At 31.2% G+C, this 19,594-nt stretch carries 20 protein-coding genes, 1 tRNA gene and 2 pseudogenes; 20 read left to right on the forward strand and 3 right to left on the reverse strand.

What is annotated here, in order from left to right; translation table 11 throughout:
* Position 1 precedes the first annotated feature (1 nt).
* From ACWYN7_RS13235 to ACWYN7_RS13330, 20 genes and pseudogenes are all read left to right on the forward strand, one after another.
* Positions 2-76 (forward strand) — tRNA-Pro (locus ACWYN7_RS13235).
* Between the two features lie 231 nt (positions 77-307).
* Entirely contained in the window at positions 308-946 is a 639-nt protein-coding gene (locus ACWYN7_RS13240) for a phage integrase SAM-like domain and Arm DNA-binding domain-containing protein (RefSeq protein ID WP_462860455.1), read from the forward strand.
* Positions 947-999: 53 nt separating this feature from the next.
* Positions 1,000-1,554, forward strand: a complete 555-nt coding sequence (locus ACWYN7_RS13245; RefSeq protein ID WP_462860456.1) for a site-specific integrase — start codon at positions 1,000-1,002, stop codon at positions 1,552-1,554.
* Between the two features lie 170 nt (positions 1,555-1,724).
* Positions 1,725-4,532, forward strand: a pseudogene (locus ACWYN7_RS13250) (TonB-dependent receptor).
* 157 nt (positions 4,533-4,689) lie between these two features.
* Positions 4,690-5,067 carry a DUF2147 domain-containing protein gene (locus ACWYN7_RS13255; RefSeq protein WP_462860457.1) on the forward strand — a complete coding sequence of 126 codons (378 nt, stop codon included), beginning with the start codon at positions 4,690-4,692 and terminating at the stop codon, positions 5,065-5,067.
* 42 nt (positions 5,068-5,109) lie between these two features.
* Entirely contained in the window at positions 5,110-5,535 is a 426-nt protein-coding gene (locus ACWYN7_RS13260) for a hypothetical protein (RefSeq protein ID WP_462860458.1), read from the forward strand.
* Positions 5,522-6,181: a hypothetical protein gene (locus tag ACWYN7_RS13265; protein WP_462860459.1), complete on the forward strand. Its 660-nt coding sequence runs from the start codon at positions 5,522-5,524 to the stop codon at positions 6,179-6,181. Before ACWYN7_RS13260 ends, ACWYN7_RS13265 begins: the two co-directional genes overlap by 14 nt.
* A 21-nt stretch (positions 6,182-6,202) precedes the next feature.
* Positions 6,203-6,649, forward strand: coding sequence for a hypothetical protein (locus tag ACWYN7_RS13270; protein WP_462860460.1), 447 nt, complete (start codon positions 6,203-6,205; stop codon positions 6,647-6,649).
* A gap of 189 nt (positions 6,650-6,838) precedes the next feature.
* Complete coding sequence (locus ACWYN7_RS13275; protein ID WP_462860461.1) at positions 6,839-8,011, forward strand: hypothetical protein; 1,173 nt, start codon at positions 6,839-6,841, stop codon at positions 8,009-8,011.
* 138 nt (positions 8,012-8,149) lie between these two features.
* Positions 8,150-9,493, forward strand: coding sequence for a TolC family protein (locus ACWYN7_RS13280; protein ID WP_462860462.1), 1,344 nt, complete (start codon positions 8,150-8,152; stop codon positions 9,491-9,493).
* Between the two features lies 1 nt (position 9,494).
* Complete coding sequence (locus tag ACWYN7_RS13285) at positions 9,495-10,568, forward strand: efflux RND transporter periplasmic adaptor subunit (protein ID WP_462860463.1); 1,074 nt, start codon at positions 9,495-9,497, stop codon at positions 10,566-10,568.
* On the forward strand, positions 10,565-11,800 hold the full coding sequence (locus ACWYN7_RS13290) for an ABC transporter permease (protein ID WP_462860464.1): 1,236 nt from the start codon (positions 10,565-10,567) through the stop codon (positions 11,798-11,800). The genes ACWYN7_RS13285 and ACWYN7_RS13290 overlap by 4 nt, the downstream gene beginning before the upstream one ends.
* 10 nt (positions 11,801-11,810) lie before the next feature.
* A complete protein-coding gene (locus ACWYN7_RS13295; RefSeq protein WP_462860465.1) occupies positions 11,811-12,479 on the forward strand; it encodes an ABC transporter ATP-binding protein in 669 nt (222 codons plus the stop codon).
* On the forward strand, positions 12,479-13,477 hold the full coding sequence (locus ACWYN7_RS13300) for a sensor histidine kinase (RefSeq protein WP_462860466.1): 999 nt from the start codon (positions 12,479-12,481) through the stop codon (positions 13,475-13,477). Before ACWYN7_RS13295 ends, ACWYN7_RS13300 begins: the two co-directional genes overlap by 1 nt.
* Complete coding sequence (locus ACWYN7_RS13305; protein ID WP_462860467.1) at positions 13,458-14,201, forward strand: LytR/AlgR family response regulator transcription factor; 744 nt, start codon at positions 13,458-13,460, stop codon at positions 14,199-14,201. Before ACWYN7_RS13300 ends, ACWYN7_RS13305 begins: the two co-directional genes overlap by 20 nt.
* 184 nt (positions 14,202-14,385) lie before the next feature.
* Positions 14,386-14,670: a hypothetical protein gene (locus ACWYN7_RS13310; protein ID WP_462860468.1), complete on the forward strand. Its 285-nt coding sequence runs from the start codon at positions 14,386-14,388 to the stop codon at positions 14,668-14,670.
* A gap of 30 nt (positions 14,671-14,700) precedes the next feature.
* Positions 14,701-15,242, forward strand: a pseudogene (locus ACWYN7_RS13315) (RteC domain-containing protein).
* Positions 15,243-15,427: 185 nt separating this feature from the next.
* Positions 15,428-15,694 carry a helix-turn-helix domain-containing protein gene (locus ACWYN7_RS13320; RefSeq protein WP_462860549.1) on the forward strand — a complete coding sequence of 89 codons (267 nt, stop codon included), beginning with the start codon at positions 15,428-15,430 and terminating at the stop codon, positions 15,692-15,694.
* 78 nt (positions 15,695-15,772) lie between these two features.
* Positions 15,773-16,309 carry a hypothetical protein gene (locus ACWYN7_RS13325; protein ID WP_462860469.1) on the forward strand — a complete coding sequence of 179 codons (537 nt, stop codon included), beginning with the start codon at positions 15,773-15,775 and terminating at the stop codon, positions 16,307-16,309.
* 78 nt (positions 16,310-16,387) lie between these two features.
* Positions 16,388-17,047 (forward strand): P-loop NTPase family protein, encoded by a 660-nt coding sequence (locus ACWYN7_RS13330; protein WP_462860470.1) that lies wholly within the window; start codon positions 16,388-16,390, stop codon positions 17,045-17,047.
* An 800-nt stretch (positions 17,048-17,847) separates the two neighbouring features.
* Here ACWYN7_RS13330 and ACWYN7_RS13335 read toward each other — a convergent pair.
* From ACWYN7_RS13335 to ACWYN7_RS13345, 3 genes are read right to left on the reverse strand one after another with little or no spacing between them, the layout of a single operon-like run.
* Entirely contained in the window at positions 17,848-18,789 is a 942-nt protein-coding gene (locus tag ACWYN7_RS13335) for a HipA domain-containing protein (protein WP_462860471.1), read from the reverse strand.
* A complete protein-coding gene (locus ACWYN7_RS13340) occupies positions 18,782-19,117 on the reverse strand; it encodes a HipA N-terminal domain-containing protein (RefSeq protein ID WP_462860472.1) in 336 nt (111 codons plus the stop codon). Before ACWYN7_RS13340 ends, ACWYN7_RS13335 begins: the two co-directional genes overlap by 8 nt.
* Positions 19,104-19,322: a helix-turn-helix domain-containing protein gene (locus ACWYN7_RS13345; protein ID WP_462860473.1), complete on the reverse strand. Its 219-nt coding sequence runs from the start codon at positions 19,320-19,322 to the stop codon at positions 19,104-19,106. The genes ACWYN7_RS13340 and ACWYN7_RS13345 overlap by 14 nt, the downstream gene beginning before the upstream one ends.
* Positions 19,323-19,594 lie beyond the last annotated feature (272 nt).

A 19,594-nucleotide genomic window follows, 5' to 3' on the forward strand; every position in this document is an offset into this window, starting at 1 on the left:
TCGGGGTGTAGCGTAGCCCGGTCATCGCGCCTCGTTTGGGACGAGGAGGTCGCAGGTTCGAATCCTGCCACCCCGACTAAAATGAATACCAATAGAAATTAAAACCTTGTAAATCGTATGATTTACAAGGTTTTGTGGTTTTTGGGTTATCATAAGAATTGAATTAATATAGTTTAGTTTGGTTCACAATTCGGTTCACAGTTTCAAAACACAAAAAGTGTGAACCAATTTAAACCTTAACAAACTATAATTGAAATAGTTGATTTGACTTTCGTCTAGAAGAATGTTTAATTAAAAGACGACAACTATGCAATCACAAATTAATTTTACTTTATCTTTTTGGGTAAACGCAACACGTATTAAAAACAACGAAGTATCTGTATATGGAAGAATAACTGTTAATGGTAAAAGGGCAAACATTAGCTTACAACGAAAAGTTATTCTATCTGAATGGGATTCTAGAAGAGGAAGAGCAAAAGGTAACAAGCAAGAATCACGTTTACTCAATAGATATTTAGACCAGGTTAAAAATAGAGTTTATACAGCTTATGATGAACTTATAAAAGAAAAAGCGTTTATCTGCTCACAATCTATCAAAGCTCGTTTTTTAGGTGAAGACAATGAAGAGTATTCATTATTGACATTAGTTGATTATCATAATACACAAATGAGTGAATCTTTATCCTATGGCACCTTAAAAAACTACTTCACTACTCAAAAGTATATCAAACTATTTTTAACTAAGAAAAGAAAAACTCAAGACATATATTTATCTCAATTAACATATCGTTTTGTTGTTGACTTTGAAAAATTCTTGAGTTCATATGTTCCTTCAGACCATCAAAAGAAAATGGAAAACAATACAGTAATGAAACATATTCAAAGGCTTCGTAAAATGGTTACTCTTGCATTTAAAATGGAGTGGATTGATAAAGACCCTTTATAAAGTTTAAACCGACTTATATAAAAAATGAACGTGAGTTTTTAAGAGAAGATGAATTGCAAAAAATCATTGAAAGAGAATTTGATATAAAAAGATTAATTCTAGTGAAAGACTTGTTTATTTTCAGTTGTTACACAGGCTTATCTTACATTGATGTTATGCAACTAAATGAAGATAGTATAGCTTTAGGGATTGATGGTGGTAAATGGATTGTCACAAATAGACAGAAGACACATAATAAGGTAAAAATACCTTTACTTCCTTTAGCTGAAGAATTAATAATAAAATATCAAGGCCATATTAAAACAAAGAAAACAAAAAGTCTTTTTCCTAATATTTCAAATCAAAAACTAAATTCTTACTTGAAAGAAATTGCAGATTTATGTGGCATAAAAAAGAATCTTACTTTTCATATTGCTAGACATACTTTTGCTACAACTATAACATTAAGTAATGGTGTGCCAATAGAAACTGTTTCAAAATTATTAGGTCATACAAAAATTGCTACTACTCAAATTTATGCAAGAGTTATTGAAAGAAAGGTGAGCGAAGATATTAATTGCCTCAAACAAAAACTTTCAAATAAACATTTGAAGAAACAAACTAGTTAAGAAATTCTCTTTTCTTTATAGATTTTTGAAAAAACACTTGTTCAATTCATTTGCAAAATTATACATTTTAATAATCACTTTGTTCAATTCATATGATTTAGCTGGTTGATATTTTATCATTTCTATTTTTTTATGGTAATAACTATATAACCAGAACTAAATTTATTCGAATGAAAATTATTTTAAAGACTTTAATATTGCTTTTTAGCACAGCTCTTTTGGCTCAAACCACAATCAAAGGGAAAATTACTGATGAATCAGGTTTATCTTTACCAGGTGCTAATGTTATTATAGTTGGCACAGCAAATGGTGTAGCAGCTGATTTTGATGGGAATTACACTTTAACTACTGAACAAACCGCACCTTTTAAAATTAGAATTAGCTATACTGGTTTTCAAGATCAAACGATTGAGATAACCAGTACAAGTAGTAGTCTAAATATTAATGTTATACTTATTGAAGGAAATGCTTTAGATGAAGTCGTAATTTCTGCATCTAGAACACCAGAACGAATTTTTGAATCACCAGTAACTGTAGAACGTTTTGGCTTAAAAGAAATTAAAAATACAGCCTCTGTCGATTTTTATGATGGGTTAGAAAATCTTAAAGGTGTTGATATCAATGTAAATAGTTTAACGTTTAAGTCAATCAATACTCGTGGTTTTGCCACATTCGCCAACACAAGATTTATGCAACTAGTTGATGGTATGGATAATTCAGCACCTGCATTAAATTTTCCATTAGGAAATTTATTAGGAATGACAGAAACAGATGTTCAAAGTGTAGAAATATTACCAGGTGCAGCATCAGCATTATATGGGGCAAATGCCTTTAATGGAATTCTTTTTATGAGGAGTAAAAGCCCTTTTGATCATCAAGGAATAAGTGGATATATCAAAAGTGGTATAACATCGTAAGAAGCTGCAGGAGATAATGCTTACACAGATTTAGGAATTAGAATGGCTTACAAGTTTAGTGATAAGTTTGCTGCTAAAGTAAATTTTGGTTTTTTGAAAGGTACAGATTGGTTTGCAACCAGTGAAGCCGATAGATTTAATAGAGGCCTTACAAGAAATGATCTTAATTATGACGGAATTAATGTTTACGGAGATGAGGTAGTTTCCAATATTAATTCAGCTGCGCAATCATTAGAACAGCTTGGGCTTATTCCTGCAGGTTCTTCCGCGTTTGTACCTTCTGTGGATGTGAGTAGAACAGGTTATAATGAACAAGATCTTACAAATTATAATGCTGAAAGCGTAAAAGCTGATTGGGGATTGTATTTTAGACCTTGGGCAAATGATTTTGAAATTCAATATGTTGGAAAAGTAGGATCTGGTAATACAATATATCAAGGAGCAAATCGCTACAACATAAAGAATTTCTTTTTACAACAGCATAAGATTGAGATAAGAAATGATAACTTCTTTGTTAGAGGCTATGTGACAGAAGATAAAGCGGGTGATTCTTATGATATGGTATTTACGGGAATCAATATTAATCGAGTTTGGAAAGATGACAACACTTGGTATGGTGATTATGTTGGTGGCTATCTTAATGCTATTCTAGGAGGTGCAACAGATGCAGAAGCGCATATTACAGGACGTACTGTTGCAGATACAGGTAGGTTTGAACCTGGTTCAGCAGACTTTCAAGCAGCTTTTGATCAAGTAACCAATGACCCAGATTTAAATACAGGTTCTAAGTTTCAAGACAATTCTAAAATTTATCATGGAGATATTAATTATAATTTTGGACATCTTTGGGATTGGGCTGAAGTTCAATTAGGAGGTTCTTACAGAAAATATGAGCTTAACTCATCTGGTTCTATTTATACAGATAAAAATGGACCAATTAATTATGAAGAACTAGGAATTTATACACAGCTACAAAAGGATGTTGAACTTTCAGATAACGTTGATATGAAACTTACTGCATCCTTAAGATATGATAAATCAGAATTATTCGATGGGTTTTATTCACCTAGACTATCGGCAGGTTTTACTATTAATGAAAATCATAATATTAGAGCATCTTTTCAAACTGGATTCCGAAACCCTACAACTCAAGATTTATACATTGGGCTAGATGTAGGTCGTGCCATATTAGTTGGAGGTGCATCAGATAATCCATCAAGAGACATTAGAAATTATGCGCTAAGCCCTTCTGGACAAGCGATTACTGGGCAAACTAATCTTGACGTAACAGCAGAAGGTGCATACAACAATTCCTATTTTGCGAGCTCTGTTCTACGATTTGCAGAAACTGGCGATGTTGCAGATTTAGAAATTGCTAATTCAAATTTTGTGCAACCTGAACAAACTTCTTCATTCGAATTGGGTTATCGAGGTAAAATTAATTCAATAATAGTGGATGCCTCAGTTTATTATAATCAGTTTAAAGATTTTATCTATAATGAGACTGTATCGTCACCATTTTATGGAGATGTCCAATTAACACAAACCTTACCAGATGGTACACCACTAGCTGTTGCAGCAATTGTAAATGGCGATAGCGAAGTATACCAAACTTATACAAATGCAGATGAGGATATTGTGTCTTATGGTGCTGCAATTGGGCTTTCTACAAAGGTTTTTAATGGCTTTGATTTTGGTTTAAATTATACCTATGCTAAATTAGATTTCGATAAGAATGCTAATTCTGACTTTAGAACAAATTTCAACACACCAGAACATAAAGTAAAAGCATCTTTTGGAAAAACTAATCTTTTTAAAAACTTTGGTTTTAATACCTCTTGGAAGTGGAGCGATTCATATTTTTGGGAAGCATCTTTTGGTGATGGTAATGTGCCTGCTTACCACGTCGTTGATGCTCAAATAAATTATCGAATTCCTAGTTTAAAATCTACATTTAAACTGGGCGCTACAAATTTATTGGGTGATGAGTATTTCACAGCCTTTGGAACTGGTTTTATAGGATCTCAGTATTACCTGTCTTTAGTTATTGATAAATTCTAATATATCTAGATTCCGACTAGACCTTTATGGCTAAAAATAATTAAGCTTAGACCACATTTGTTCAATTAGACTTTGGTTTTGTTCAATTCAGTTAATTGAACTAATTCACATCTGATTTCAATACTCATATTTGATTAAAAATAAAAATTATTGAATTATGAAATCAATATTCTTAATGATTACTTGTCTATTAGCAACTATGGTTACTTTTTCTCAAAGTAGTATAGAAGGTACTTGGCAGCCAGAAGGTAAAGATGCTATCTTCAAAATTTACGAAGAGAATGGAAAATTCTATGGACAGTTAATTGGCTCAAATAACAAAGAAGAAGATGAAAAAATAAAAGAACAAGAAAGTATTATTTTATTGAGAGATTTACAGGAAGAATCAAGTAAAACATATTGTTGTGGTAGTTTTATTTCACCAAAAAATAAAAAGAAAGCTTCAGCGAGTTTAAAGCTTAAAGACGAAAACACCATTATTCTTAAAGTAAAAAAAGGATGGTTTAGTAAATCTATTACTTGGAATAGAATTTAAGAAAATTAAAATTTAGAAAACTGTTTGTTAATCCCATAAATTATGAATAAACAATTAGCTCTTAAAAATAGTTCAATAGTGCTTTTATTGGTTGGACTAATGGATATATTACGAGGAGTTTTACACACATTTCGAATTAAATATGCGATGTTAAATGGTGCTAAAATTGAACCAGTTACAGACAGTTTAGTCTTAATGGGTGCCTTTGGTATTTCCAATTTCCTTACAGGTTTCCTCTACCTGTTAATAGTTTGGAAGGCAAAAAATATTGTACCCTATGTACTATTGATAATTCCATTAAGCTATTTTTTAGGTGGTATAGGTTTGCGCTATTCAAATGTGGTTTTACCGGCGGATAAATTTAGAGGACAATACATTATGCACTATTACTTATCTATATGCTTGCTGGTAGCCTTATTTTATTTCGGAGTAATAATTGTTAACAAACTCAGAAATGAAAATAAATAAGTATCACAAATATACCTTAGCAAATTGGGGTCTTGCATTTTCTTTATTCTTGACGTTTTTAGTTTGGCATGGCAACTTGAGTAGTCCGCTTTCATCTGAAGAAATTGAATTATATGCCAGTGCGTTACATAAACGTAACCCAGAGCAGACTATTGAAGCCTATAAAAAACTATTAGCAGATGATAATGGTAGGCCCATTTACATGGTAAATATTATTAAATACTTTGATGAACCTGTCAAACTTAAGCGTCAAAAGAATAACGTAGAAGCGAGAAAGTTGGTTAAAACCTATAACAACTATGTTGGTAAATTTCTAATACAACACGGTAGTTATCCTATATTTTTAGGGAGTGCTTTAGGAGGTACAGCTGCGGCTTGGGGTGTAAATGAGGAAGATTCTGAGGGCTGGTCAGAAGCTGCTATAGTCAGATATAAAAATATTCGAACAATGATGGAACTCGCAACCGATGAGCAGTTCAACAAAAATCTTGAGTACAAGCACGCATCGCTTGCAAAGACCATTATTTATCCGACAGAGCGCAAGATTATGCCTAGCCAACTAGAATATCTGGTATTTTTTATAATTCTTTCTACAACTCTCGGTTCTCAACTATTTATCACTTTAAGGTATAAAAAGAGGTATTAATTTAAATTTAAAATGAAGTTTATGAACTTAAAAATTCAAATATTACTCGTAGTGTTTTTTGGTCTTACAACATTAAAAATAGAAGCGCAACAACCACCAGATTTTAATGCTTTGAAAAGAGCTGGTATTGAAAAATACGACTCGGAAAAAGTAAATAAAAAATTAAAGGTTACTGAAGAAGAATTGAGAGGTCAAATTACAAGACATATTCAGGTCTATAACCAAGAAATGGACAACCTTTTGTTGTTGCATTCTGACACACTGAAAGACTTAGAAAATGAATTTGATAGAAATGTAAGGATTGCTATGCAAAACAGAGACCCCAGTCAAATGGATGGTGTAAAGGCAAAAATTGAGAAAATAATACCACCAATCCGTTTAGATGTTCAGAAATTTAAAAAACACTTAGATATTGAGTTAAATAAGATTTTAAACGAAAAGCAATATAAAAAATGGCTTAAATATTAGAAAATAATTTTCTATTAAGTTTTTATTTGGTAAACCTGTTTTTGCTAAATATTCAATTTTTTGAATTGTTTGTTAACTATTCATCCACATCATTGGTTGATGTGGATGTCTTTTTTATATCCTACCATTACTAATATTAGTAAAAAACAATTACAATCCTACATTAAAATTATTTCACTTATGTCCAAGATGAAGATTTTAATTTTATTAGTTTTTATAATAAAACTAACATATTACAATGCTCAAGAAAAAAGAAGTTTTACATTTAATAATGATATAATCGAATACATTTGTTTTACGAATATGAGCTCTGGTCTCCAAGCTTTTCCAAATCACAATGCAAAAATTATTTTGGTGAAAGATGATACAATTGTGAATAAATATATAGAATTTGTCAACATAAAAAATCAATCAGAGGCAAGAAAAGACCATACATTTTATTACTATGTAAAGTTACCGCGATTAAAAAATGTTAACCATTATATAAAGTTTTTACAAAAATTTGTGAAGACTAATTACAGACAAGATTTTTTTGATAGAAACACAGTATCGTTAAGTTTAAATGAAGAAATAATGCCCCTTAATTGTGCCTCTTTATCTCGTTTAAATCTAACTTTTGCTAAAATTTTGGTATCAAAATCATCTAGGTTACTCGATTGTAAAAGTAGGTTTATTATAACCGATAATACAGATAAAAACGAAAGCCTTGTTACCTCAGAAAAATATGATATTTCCGATCATGAAAGTGCAAGACAACAGAGAGAATATTATAAAATGATTAACGGCTTAGCTTCTTGGAGAAAAACGTTTTTTCTAACCGTTTCTTTTGGTCAAAATTTTATCGATGGTAATTATAAAACTGACTTTGATGAAGAAACTTTGGTAGATATCAGTGACATTAACAGTTTATGGAATTTTGATTTTGGATATATGTTTACAGATAGATTTGGTGCTTTAATTGATTTTACTTTGCTCTCAACCAAAGATCAAGAAATTAAATTCAGTGGTGGTGATATAAGTGGTTCTGGTTATGGTGCAGGGATCTTTAAAACAGGTTTAGGGTTAAGATATATCCCTTTTTTAAAAAATAATTGGAGTATTTATACAGATTTAACCATTGGTGCTATAAATGCAAAAGCTGGTGGTGGATCTGGTAGTTTATTTGGTGGTCAAAATTTTAACGAGAGTGCAGAAAAAAGTAATTTTTTATCATTTTCTTTAGGCACAAACTACAGACTAGGTAAAGTTGTGTATTGTAATGGAAACTTCGAATATACCAATTCGAAATTTGATAACAATATTGGTTCTATAAGAGGTTTTACAGGATATTCGATAAGTGTTGGTTTAGGGCTTAGTTTTTAAGTGAAATCTCACCTTTTTAATACACTATTGTTCTCATTGTTCAATTAGTCCTCTAAAATGTTCAGTTCACTAATTCTTTGCTTGTTGAGCTTCATTTCTTAAAGCATTTTTGTATCAAATTAAAAAACGATAATAAGCATGACTATTTTTAAACTGATAAAAGAAAGATCCAAGAGTAAACTTGTTTTAGTTTGTCTCTATGTTTTCACTTGTTATTCGGTTCACGGTCAAATAGAGTTTTCATCATTGCAAGAGCTTTTTAATTATGCTGATGATAATTCTATTCTCCTAAAAACTTCCGATTTAAATGAGCAGTTGTATTTGTCAAAAAATAAAGAAAGTAAAACAAATCTATTACCAGATATAAATACATCTCTTGGTTATAATGATAACATTACATTACAACCTAGTTTAATACCAGCACAAATTTTTGACCCAACAGCACCAGAAGGAGAATTCTCAGAGATTGTATTTGGTACAAAATATCAATATTCACGTACTATGCAGGCGCAATGGGACGTGCTTAATTTTCAGAAGATATTTGCTGTCGAAGTATCAAAATTAGATATTTCTAAAGCAAAGGCAAGTACAGAGTTAAATAGATTCAATTTATATAATCAATTAGCTTCTACATACTACTCAATAATTCTTACTCAAGAAAGTATAAAGGTTTATGAAAAAAATGAACGAACATCTAAAACTATTCTTGAAAATGCATCAAATCAATTTGATAAAGGAATAATAAGTAAGTCCGAATACAATCAAGCTTTAATTAATTTCAAACAGATAGGAAGTCAACTGAAATCAAGTAAAAGCTCTTTAAAACAATATATAATACAATTGCAAACTCAACTAGACACACAAGATAGTATTGTTGTAAATGATAGGTTTGAAGTGTTTGATGAATTTAGTTTAAACAGTACACAAACACATCCTGAAATTCTGCTTCAAGAAGCTAATCTTTTGGGTGTAGAAGCGCAATTAAAACAAACAAAAGCATTACGCTACCCTACGTTGAGTTTAGTTTATCAGGATACCAAAACCTGGGCAACGGATGAGTTTTTTGATTTTTCGGACGCTAATGATTTACCTCAACAACTTTTTGGAGTTACGATAAACTTAAATCCTTTTGACTTTTCGCGGAAGAAAAAAATTCAACAATCTAAAATCAATATAGAGCTTCAAAAGCTAGAACTAGAAAGTTCCAAGTTGCAATTTCAAAAAGAAGATGAGTTATTACAATTACAGTTTGTGCAAGGCATGGAACAGCTTGAAGATGATAAGACAATATTAGCATTACAAAAAGAGAATGACCAGCACACAGAAAATTTATACCAGAACGGCGTAATAAGTTTAGATAATCGCTTGGAAAAATTTAAAGAACTACTTTATACTCAAAATAATTATTTAAACAGTTTAGCATCATTAATGTTATCAAAATATAAAAAATACATTCGTCAAATTGACTTTGAATCTAATTAAAATGAAAACAAATTTTATATACATAAGTGTTTTTCTTCTGCTATTAAGTTGTGGGAAAGAAGAATCGGTATCACCAATAAAAAAGAACGTTCAAGAGGTTGTTTTTGCAAGTGGTATTATGGAAATGGAAAATGAATACCTTCTTTCGGCTAAAGTAGATGCTATTTTAACGCAGTTAAATTTAAAGGAAGGAGATAGCGTTGCTAACGACCAAACCATCGCTATACTTGATAGTGAGGTGCAAAAGAGTCAACTAAAAGAGTCAGTAATTGTATTTAATGATTCAAAAATGAATGCAATGCCTTCTTCGCCACAGCTGCAGAATCTAAAAGCTCAAATTGTTCAAGCTCAAGAACAACTTTTGTTTGACGAAGAACAGTTCAATACATACAAAGACTTGTGGAATAAAAAATCAGTGTCACAGCTAGATTATGAAAAAAAGAAACTGCAATTCGAAACGTCCAAAAGCAACCTATTAGGTTTACAAGAAAACTATGAAGATCGTAAAAACGCATTGCAATTAAGTGTTCAAAGAAATAAAGAACAAGTAAATATGCAACAAGCAATGCTTAATGATTATACGCTAAAAGCCAAAAGCAACGGAATTATAACTAATGTATTCAAAGAACCTGGTGAACTAGTACGCAGAGGCGAAGAAGTTTTAAAAATTGGTAGTGGTAACTACATTATTAAGTTATATGTTTCAGAGGAAGATATTACACAAATCCAGTTAGATCAAACAGTCATTGTGAGTTTGAATACATATTTAGACAGAACATTTAAAGCAAAAGTTTCAAAAATTTATCCAAGCTTTAATGAATCTGAACAGTCTTATATAATCGAAGCTAGATTTGATGAACTACCAGAGAAATTATTTTCAGGCACTCAATTACAGGCCAATATTGAAATAGATGAAAAAAAAGATGTTTTATTGATACCAACAGCTTTTTTAAAAAACAATAAAGTGAAGTTAGAAAACGGCGACTTAATCCCTATTGAAATAGGATTTAGTAATAATGAATGGACCGAGGTAAAATCTGGTATCAATGAAAATGATATAATCGTAAAACAATGACAACCAATCAGAAAATAGTTCAGGTTTTTTTAACGGCTCGTATTAAACAACTGATAGCTGCTGTGCTTAGTGTTATGTTCGGTATTTCTATGTACGTATTTATGAATAGTTTTATGGATGGCGTAAATACTATTCAAACAGATATCACATTTTCTGCAATGTCGCACATAAAAATTTATAATGAACTCAAAGGCGAACCAAGAAAAATTAGTACTGAAAAGAATACCGACGAACTGATTTTAGTTAGTAATGCTAAAAGTATTAGATATACTGAAGGTATTAAGGATATTGAGTCTATTAAAAATAAGTTGAAAAAAATACCTCAAGTTACGGGTTATGCAGCTCAACTTAATCAAAACGTTTTTATAAGAAATGGTGTTACTAAAATAAATGCAACCCTTTCTGGGATAGAAACTCAACAGGAGAATCAATTATTTGGTACTAATGATAACATTATTCAAGGAGATTTATATGAATTAGATAAACGTAATGACGGTGTTATTCTAGGTACTGGTCTTGCAGAAATAGTCGGAGTAAGTTTAAATGATAATATTACAATTCAAACTTCAGACGGTGTTTCAAAAGTTTTTAAAGTTGTTGGTACCATAGAAACAGGTGCAGCAGGTTTAGATAGATCTCGTGCTTTGGTAAATATAAATGTTGCCCGTCAACTATTAGGTAAGAATAAGAGTTATGCTACTGAATTAATGATTGATATAGACGAACATAAAAATGCAATTAATGTTGCAGAGAAAATCCAACCGCTAACCAATTATAAGGTAGAACCTTGGCAAGAAGGTAATGCTCAAATGGACTCAGGAGAACTTTTGCGAAATATAATCGCATTAGCTACTTCGTTAACTATATTAATTGTTGCAGGTTTTGGAATCTACAATATTATGACGATGACTGTTAATGAAAAAATAAAAGAGATTGCAATACTTAACGCAATGGGATTTAATCGTCGTGATATTATAGAGATATTTCTTTTACAATCAATTTTTATTGGAGTTATAGGAGGATTATTTGGATTAGTTTTTGGATATATTTTTTCACGAATTATAGATGCGCTTCCTTTTGATTTAGGCATCATGGATTCGCTACCAATGAACTATAACCCAAAAGACTATATTCTAGCATTTCTATTCGGTATTATGATAACTTTTGTTGCGGGATATTTGCCTGCTTTAAGAGCATCAAAATTAGATCCTGTAGACACTTTAAGAGGATAAACATTAAATTATGAAAGCACTACAAGTCCAAAATATTAACAAATACTTTTACACACCAACAGAGTTTCACGTTTTAAAAGATATTTCTTTTGAAGTAGAAAAGGGAGAGTTTATTGCAGTAACAGGTAAGTCTGGCTCAGGTAAATCTACTTTATTATATTTACTGTCTACTATGGATACTGATTATAGTGGAAATATAAATATCAATGGAACAAAAATAACGAATCAAGAAAAAAAGAGATTAGCTAGTTTTAGAAATGAGCATATTGGTTTTGTTTTTCAGTTTCATTATCTTTTAACAGAGTTTACTGTACTTGATAATATTATGTTACCTGCTCTAAAGTTGAATAAGAAAAGTAAAAAAGAAATATATAATGAAGCAATGGAGCTAATAGAATTACTCGATATAAAAGGTCAAGAGCATAAAAAAGCATCCCGAATATCTGGTGGGCAACAGCAACGTGTAGCTATTGCAAGAGCTTTAATAAACTCACCTGCTATAGTTATGGGAGATGAGCCTACTGGTAATTTAGATAGTAAAAATACTAATAATATTTTTGATATATTTAAAAGGTTGGCAAGAGATCGTGGACAGACAATTATAGCTGTTACTCACGATGATGATTTTGCTTCTAATTGTGATAGAATAATAGAATTAGCCGATGGTAGAATAGTATGATGAAATTAAGAATAAATAAAATACTTCCTATATTAATATCTGTTTCCATTCCTGGGGTTGGTTTTTTTTTATCTGAAGTAGAAACGACAGGTGCTATTCCAATGATATATCAATGGATATACACATCTATTGTTCTTTATTCTTTGTGGCAATTATTAGTGTTTTCTTGGGTGCTTAAACCACTATACAAGCGCCTTCTTTTTTTAGTGGTTTGTATTCCTGTTTTTTTAATATTGGTGTCATTTTTAGCCTATTCAATAGGCATTAAAGAGGATTTAAATTTTGAATTAAAAGAATCGATTAGAATACTATTCCTAACCTTTATATTCTTGACCATACAATATGGTATTGAATCTCAAAAACAACTTGATAAATTAAAAATTGAAAAAGAGCAACTTTCTAAAGAAAACTATAAAGCACAATTACAAAGTCTTCGCAGACAAATAGACCCTCACTTTTTATTTAATAGTTTAAATACCCTCAGATCCATGGTTAGGAAAAAGCATGATAAATCAGAGGAATTTATATTAAGTTTGGCAGATTTTTACAAAAATACCCTAAAGCATCACGAAGAAAATACACTATCATTATCAGAAGAACTTTCCTTTTTAAATTCTTACTTAAATCTGATGAAAAGTAGAAACGAAAAAGCTGTTCAATTTGATCTTTCTGACATTGATGAAAAATACAATTTATATCGTCTTCCTTCTTTTGCGCTTCAGAATATTGTAGAAAATTGCTTTAAGCACAATAGTATGTCATCAAATAAACCACTTAGAATTAAAATAGTTAGCGTGTCAAATGACTACATTGAAGTAAGTAATAATATCCAAGAAAAATTAACGCAAACCCAGACAACAGGTACTGGATTGACATTGTTAAAAAAAAGGTACAAGCTTTTAGGTGAAAATAAAGGTGTGGTTATCTCAAAGTTTGACGATATTTTTCAAGTAAAATTAAAATTAATTAACCCAGCTAATGAATATATTAATAGTTGAAGATGAATTACACACAGCTAATCTTTTAAAAGAAATAATTGAAGATAGTGGAGATTTTCTTGTTGTGAACATAGTTGAAAGTATAGTTGATGCTGTAGATTATCTGGTAAAGCATCAACAAAATTTACATTTACTGTTTTTTGATATAGAACTGTCAGATGGTTTGAGTTTTGAAATTTTTAATCATGTAGACATCATTACACCTGTTGTTTTCTGTACAGCTTATGATGAATATGCAATGAAAGCCATAAAAAATAATGGAATAGATTATATTCTTAAACCTTTTAGGAATGAAGAAATCAATAGTGCTTTAGGAAAGTATAAAACATTGCAAGCTAATTTAAACACAAATAAATTAGTTGAATTTAATAAACCAGCCCCAAGTTTTCAGCAAAACTTTTTAAGTCAATTTAAAGAAAAAACCATTGTTTTTAAAGTAGATGAAATTGCTTGTTTTAGTATTCAAAATGAAGTAACATATCTTCATGCATTCAATGGTAAGAAATCACCTGTTTATAAGAAGATAGAGTATATTGAATCCGTTTGTGACCCAAAACAATTTTTTAGAATAAATAGGCAGATGTTGGTTAATAGAGCAGCTATAAATTCATATCAACCTTATTTTAATAGAAAAATTATTCTGAATATATCAGCAAAAGTTGACGAAAAACCAATAGTAAGTCGTTTAAAAGTTTCAGAATTTAAAAAATGGTTAGAGCAATAACTTACCTAATACAACTAATAAATACTCTGACCTTTACTTATAATATTTTCTTAAGAAAAGCATCGAGTAAAATATAGCTAAAAACAAGATACATTACACATGTCTTGATGACTAATACATTACGGTGTATATATTCTATGCACCTATTTAACAATGTTAGTATTTAAGGTTAGTAAACACTAATATGATTAAACAAATTTTAAAAATACTTGATGATTATAAAAGTGAAATCCACTTTGTACAAGAATCTAACTTATCAGAACCAAAAAACTCATCAAAGGGAATAAAAATTTCAAGAAAATACATTCAAAAATTACGCATATTGGTGAGGGAAAATGATTTTGATTCCATTCAAGATGAAATTGATTTTTTCAAAATACATAAACCATATGTTTATGGTAGACTAAAATTCTTTGTGAAAATACACAGATATACTTTAGAAAAACCAAATGGCCCCACAAAAAGGTAGAGAAAACATATTGAAGAACAATTAAACAACATCGAAGAACGGCGAAAACCCTATCTCTATTTTGAAAAATATTACTTGCAAAATCAAACAACATTAGACAAATATTATTTTGTTAGAGGTAAAGATTCTTTGGAGTTAATTTCTGAAACTTCGCACTATTATACAGATCCTGAATTTCTACTAGTCACGATAATACGGTAGCACAAATTATAGCAGTAGAGTTACTAATCAATCATTATAATTCTGAGTTAAGTTACTTACGACGCAAAGAGTTGTATCATTCTACTAAAAAATCACTTCTTCCTTCAATAGATAATTTTTCTTGGACAGCAAGCAAAACAGATTTGGTAGAATTAATATACGCTTTACAGGCTGTTGGAGCAATTCAGAACGGTAATTCAGATATTAAATTCATAGCATCAATTTGTGAAAAAGTATTCTCTATGGACTTAGGTAATTTTTACAGAACATACCTAGAAATACGAGAACGTAAAATGGATAGGACAAAATTCATAAATAACTTAAAAGTAAGTCTCGAAAATAAAATGAATCAAGATGATCTTAAGTATTAAATTCTGTTCGAGTATATTCTCTTAACTGTTAAAGTTTCACCCAATCTATTACTAACTTGGGGGTAAATTTTACTAATTCACAGCATTTTAGCCAAACGAAAGTCAAATCATATTAATAGCTGCTGCCAAGAATGAGAGTTCAAGGCGGTAGCTATTTAACTTAAAACTTTACTACGGCAGCAACAATTATTACTACAGAAGATCTTCGCGAATTCAAAGAAGAATTACTGGAAGACATTAAAGCAATCATTAACCACCAATCTGGGTTTACACCCAAAAAATGGTTAAAATCACCAGAGGTTCGAAATCTCTTAAGTATCTCACCAGGAACATTACAAAATCTTCGCATCAATGGAACACTACCCTATACAAAAGTTGGCGGCGTTATCTATTACGACTACCAAGAAATACTAAAAGTAATGGAAGAAAACCGCATCCATAATAGATTCTAATTGTCACCCCGAGCATTACTGAAATGAAAATATATTTTCATTGAAAGTACATAGCGAAGCTAAAAAGAGGGTCTTTTTATGGAAGAAGTAAACTACATCAAACACCTTAACACCATATTTCAACATTTTTTAGAAGACAACCGGTTAAACCCAACACATATAAGTCTATATATGGCCTTATTTCAAGTTTGGAATAGTACACGGTTTCCTGAAGAGTTTTTTGTAATACGTGATGAGGTTATGAAACAATCCAAAATAGGTTCAAAATCAACCTATCATCGCTGTTTAAAAGAGTTACACAAATACGGATATATACAATACGAACCATCACACAATCCGTACAGGGGTAGCAAAATTAAATTGATTAAAAATTGGACAAGCGCAGGACAAGCTCTGTACCAGTACAGTCCCAAAATCAGGACAAGTAGTAGACAAGCATTGGTACCTAAATATAAACATAATAAAACAGTAATAAACAATATAAACAGTAAAGAAGAAAATTTTAAAAATTCAGATTTTAATGATTCTGAAAAAAATGGCAAACGCAACAGCAGTGTCCCAAATATGGACAACCTTAAGACAACTAAAAACAAAAACTACAACGAACCACTTTAATTTTTTGTCATTCTGAACTTGATTCAGAATCACATCGTCACTTCGAGCGCAGTCGAGAAGTCTTAAACCAGAATAACAATGAATAATCAACCTCACATAATCATCGAAAAAGGCGTTCAATATCAACTTGGAGAACTACATGATAATCAGATCAATTACGATTTCAAAAGCATTCTACTTTACCTTGATGCCAAAGGAAAAATGATGTTTGGTAAAAACTTCAAGATTTATGAAGAAGATGAGGTTGTCCTTTACAAGTTGTGTATTTATTTCATTCGCGATTTTGATGCCTGCGCAAAATTAAATATAGATCCCAACAAAGGCATTCTGTTATCTGGTCCAGTTGGTTGTGGTAAAACAAGTTTAATGAAACTGTTAAGACACATCGTACCACACCAAAAATCTTACGAACTAATTCCAGCAAGAAACATCACATTTGCTTTCAATAACATTGGCTACAAAACCATTCAAGAATACGGCAACAGCAATTTCTATTGTTTTGATGATTTAGGCGTAGAAACAACCGGCAGACATTTTGGAAAGGACTGCAACGTTATGGGAGAAATCCTCTTATCACGTTACGATTTATTTCTTCAGCGAAAAATCAGAACCCACGCCACAACAAACTTAAACGCACAAGAACTCGAAGAACGCTATGGAAACAGAGTCCGTTCCAGAATGCGACAGCTCTTCAATTTGATAGCTTTTGATAAGGAAAGTAAGGATAAAAGAATTTGAATTCCCCACAAACCAAAACCCAGTTTGTTGCAAAAAGCAAAAATCCTCTGTCTTTTGGTTTGTTCCGCTCGCCAACGCGCTTGTAGTTTTTGGCTGCCAACCCTCACACAGCACATTGCTTGTTTTGCTTAAAAGAATTATTTGCACAATTTGGTACAGCAAAAAAGCAAAGAGCTGTTTCCAACCCTCACACCAAAAACTACCCAAAGCTATGTTTACATAACGGGTAGTTATACACACATTCATTCACTTTCTGGTCTATAACGCCATTATGTAAAATAGCGGCTTCCTTGAGCTAAAATTCCAACTACTAACAAAATTACCGCTATTCATGAACTCCCGTAAAAATAAAAAAGTCATGAACTAAATAGTCGCTCATCCAATGCTAAAATTCGTAAGTGAAATCTATCACTTATCTCATTCAAGCTGCACAAAACCATCGCTAAGCCTGTGCTGAGCGTAGTCGTAGTATCCAAGTATTCCTTATCTCAAGTCTTTGTTTGTTTCATTTCGCTAAGCAATAAATTTTAGTCCACTTTCCCCACCAGATCGAACGTTAAGAAACAGTCTAGTAGACTGTTTTAGTGAAGAGGCCAGCTTGTCGCGTTGTTAAGGTGTAGGTTACAGCAATTAGTAATGTTTGCCATGTGCCTGCGGTTGTTTCATTCCATTCAACAACCTCAACACCGCGCATAAAAAAAGAACGTTTTTACTCAAAACGTCCTTTATTTATTTTTTCACTTCTACAACATCCCTAATTACCTCCACCTACGCATATTTCCCCTGAAAGTTAGTTTCAATTATTCAATACGTTGATATCTTTTTTCTAATACAGTTTTATAAGCTGTTTTCATTTCATCAGATAAAAAAGAAGCGTTGATCAATTGGTTCGCTTTCGTTTTATTTTTGAACATTCGTTTAAAAACACCTTTAATTTGTTTGTCTGTTAAATTTAAAAGTTGTCCTAGTTTTTCAAAATGTTCCTTTTGTAACTTTCTCTTTTTTCCTGCTAGTGTAAGCGCTAATTCTTCTGTGTCTTCTGGTAAAACAATGCTAACATTTAACAAATCATATGCAGGTGCCAAAATCCATCCTGAAACACTTTCTATCATAGAAAAATTCTTTAAGTGCATGTCATTATTACCAGTTAAAAAACTAAATAAAGCCAATTCAAAAAAGAAGATTTTATCAAGTAAAGTATTTGTAGAATATTGACCAATGGCTTTGCCTACTTTTTCCATAGAGCCTTTGTATTTGTCATAGGCTTCAGTAACTTGAAATAAATCCAACATATGTATTTTTTCTCCTTCAGAGGTTCTATCAATCCTTTTGGTAATATAAGCGAGTTCTCCAGAAGCAAGACGTATCAAACTTGAAGGTACAGTGTTTAAACCAAAAGCCTCAGCAATACGCATGGTCAAATGTTCATTTTCTGGCATTTCTCTATATTGTGGTGTAGGTGGTTTAAAAATATAATTTCCTCCCAAAGCACCAACCACAGTAAGTCTTGGTGTTTCTTTAGTTTCAGTATCTTTTACTAAAGACATAGATAGTTTTGGTTGTACTCCTGGTACTGCAATACTTCTTTCTACAACATTTTTTGCGAGTGCACCCATATCTTCAAGACTGTACGGAATCTTTGGTACTTCTTTGGTTCCAAAGAATTCTAAGGCACATTTTTCATGAAAATCAGCTTCATTAGTCAATGTTTTGTAACAATACAAACAGTTTTTTTTAGACATCATCGTTTTCTTTTATAGGTACAACACTAACAGCTCCAATACAATTTTGACAACAAGCTAACAACAATCCCATTCTGTCATTGGCTTTTATTTTCCAATTTTTGGTGGCAATTTCTAACAACCATCCTTCTGGTATCAATCCTTCAAAAAAAGGAAACAATCGATCAGAGGTGTAAGCTTCAGTTTTTACGGGCATACTAAATGTGATAAATTGCTTAGGGTAGTGGGTTACATAAGTAGCATCATATGTAAAAACATAGGCTCCTTCTGCAGTTTCTGTAATTTTACCTGCAAGTATGTCTTTATAATATACATTACCTTGTCTCATCGTCTATCTTTTTTCTTTCTACAGGTGCTAATTCATGTCCAAACATCGCTAAAACCAAATTCACTTTTTCTAAGTTCAAATTGGTTTTACCTTGTTCTATTTTACGCACTACTGTTAAAGCAACTCCTGCACGTTCTGCAAACTCCTCTTGTGTTAGATGCACTTCTTTTCTGCGCTTTTTTACAAACTCTGATAATAACTTCATTATATGCTTTTAAATATAAATATAAGCAAATATACTAATTTATATGTTTTTAGATATAATATAGTAAAATAATATAATTTTATATGCTTTTAAATATAATATTTATGTCTAAAAGGATCTAATTAATAAGAACAAGGGTAAATTTTAATAAAAATTACCTTCGTTTTTCATATAGAGGTAAAAGCTACACTTAATTCATACATTTTAGAAGTAGAATAAAATAAAAAAAGATAGCAAATATAAGTGCCTCACTTCATCCAACGCTAAAAGGC

This window comes from Polaribacter sp. M10 (assembly GCF_054968445.1).

What these genes read in the sequence shown, in the direction of transcription:
- ACWYN7_RS13285 (WP_462860463.1), top strand. Translation starts at nt 9,495, where the DNA reads ATGAAAACAAATTTTATATACATAAGTGTTTTTCTTCTGCTATTAAGT.
- ACWYN7_RS13290 (WP_462860464.1), top strand. Translation starts at nt 10,565, where the DNA reads ATGACAACCAATCAGAAAATAGTTCAGGTTTTTTTAACGGCTCGTATT.
- ACWYN7_RS13310 (WP_462860468.1), top strand. Translation starts at nt 14,386, where the DNA reads ATGATTAAACAAATTTTAAAAATACTTGATGATTATAAAAGTGAAATC.
- ACWYN7_RS13345 (WP_462860473.1), bottom strand. Translation starts at nt 19,322, where the DNA reads ATGAAGTTATTATCAGAGTTTGTAAAAAAGCGCAGAAAAGAAGTGCAT.
- ACWYN7_RS13330 (WP_462860470.1), top strand. Translation starts at nt 16,388, where the DNA reads ATGAATAATCAACCTCACATAATCATCGAAAAAGGCGTTCAATATCAA.
- ACWYN7_RS13305 (WP_462860467.1), top strand. Translation starts at nt 13,458, where the DNA reads ATGAATATATTAATAGTTGAAGATGAATTACACACAGCTAATCTTTTA.
- ACWYN7_RS13340 (WP_462860472.1), bottom strand. Translation starts at nt 19,117, where the DNA reads ATGAGACAAGGTAATGTATATTATAAAGACATACTTGCAGGTAAAATT.
- ACWYN7_RS13335 (WP_462860471.1), bottom strand. Translation starts at nt 18,789, where the DNA reads ATGTCTAAAAAAAACTGTTTGTATTGTTACAAAACATTGACTAATGAA.
- ACWYN7_RS13275 (WP_462860461.1), top strand. Translation starts at nt 6,839, where the DNA reads ATGAAGATTTTAATTTTATTAGTTTTTATAATAAAACTAACATATTAC.
- ACWYN7_RS13280 (WP_462860462.1), top strand. Translation starts at nt 8,150, where the DNA reads ATGACTATTTTTAAACTGATAAAAGAAAGATCCAAGAGTAAACTTGTT.
- ACWYN7_RS13260 (WP_462860458.1), top strand. Translation starts at nt 5,110, where the DNA reads ATGAATAAACAATTAGCTCTTAAAAATAGTTCAATAGTGCTTTTATTG.
- ACWYN7_RS13255 (WP_462860457.1), top strand. Translation starts at nt 4,690, where the DNA reads ATGAAATCAATATTCTTAATGATTACTTGTCTATTAGCAACTATGGTT.
- ACWYN7_RS13300 (WP_462860466.1), top strand. Translation starts at nt 12,479, where the DNA reads ATGAAATTAAGAATAAATAAAATACTTCCTATATTAATATCTGTTTCC.
- ACWYN7_RS13325 (WP_462860469.1), top strand. Translation starts at nt 15,773, where the DNA reads ATGGAAGAAGTAAACTACATCAAACACCTTAACACCATATTTCAACAT.
- ACWYN7_RS13240 (WP_462860455.1), top strand. Translation starts at nt 308, where the DNA reads ATGCAATCACAAATTAATTTTACTTTATCTTTTTGGGTAAACGCAACA.
- ACWYN7_RS13265 (WP_462860459.1), top strand. Translation starts at nt 5,522, where the DNA reads ATGAAAATAAATAAGTATCACAAATATACCTTAGCAAATTGGGGTCTT.
- ACWYN7_RS13295 (WP_462860465.1), top strand. Translation starts at nt 11,811, where the DNA reads ATGAAAGCACTACAAGTCCAAAATATTAACAAATACTTTTACACACCA.
- ACWYN7_RS13270 (WP_462860460.1), top strand. Translation starts at nt 6,203, where the DNA reads ATGAACTTAAAAATTCAAATATTACTCGTAGTGTTTTTTGGTCTTACA.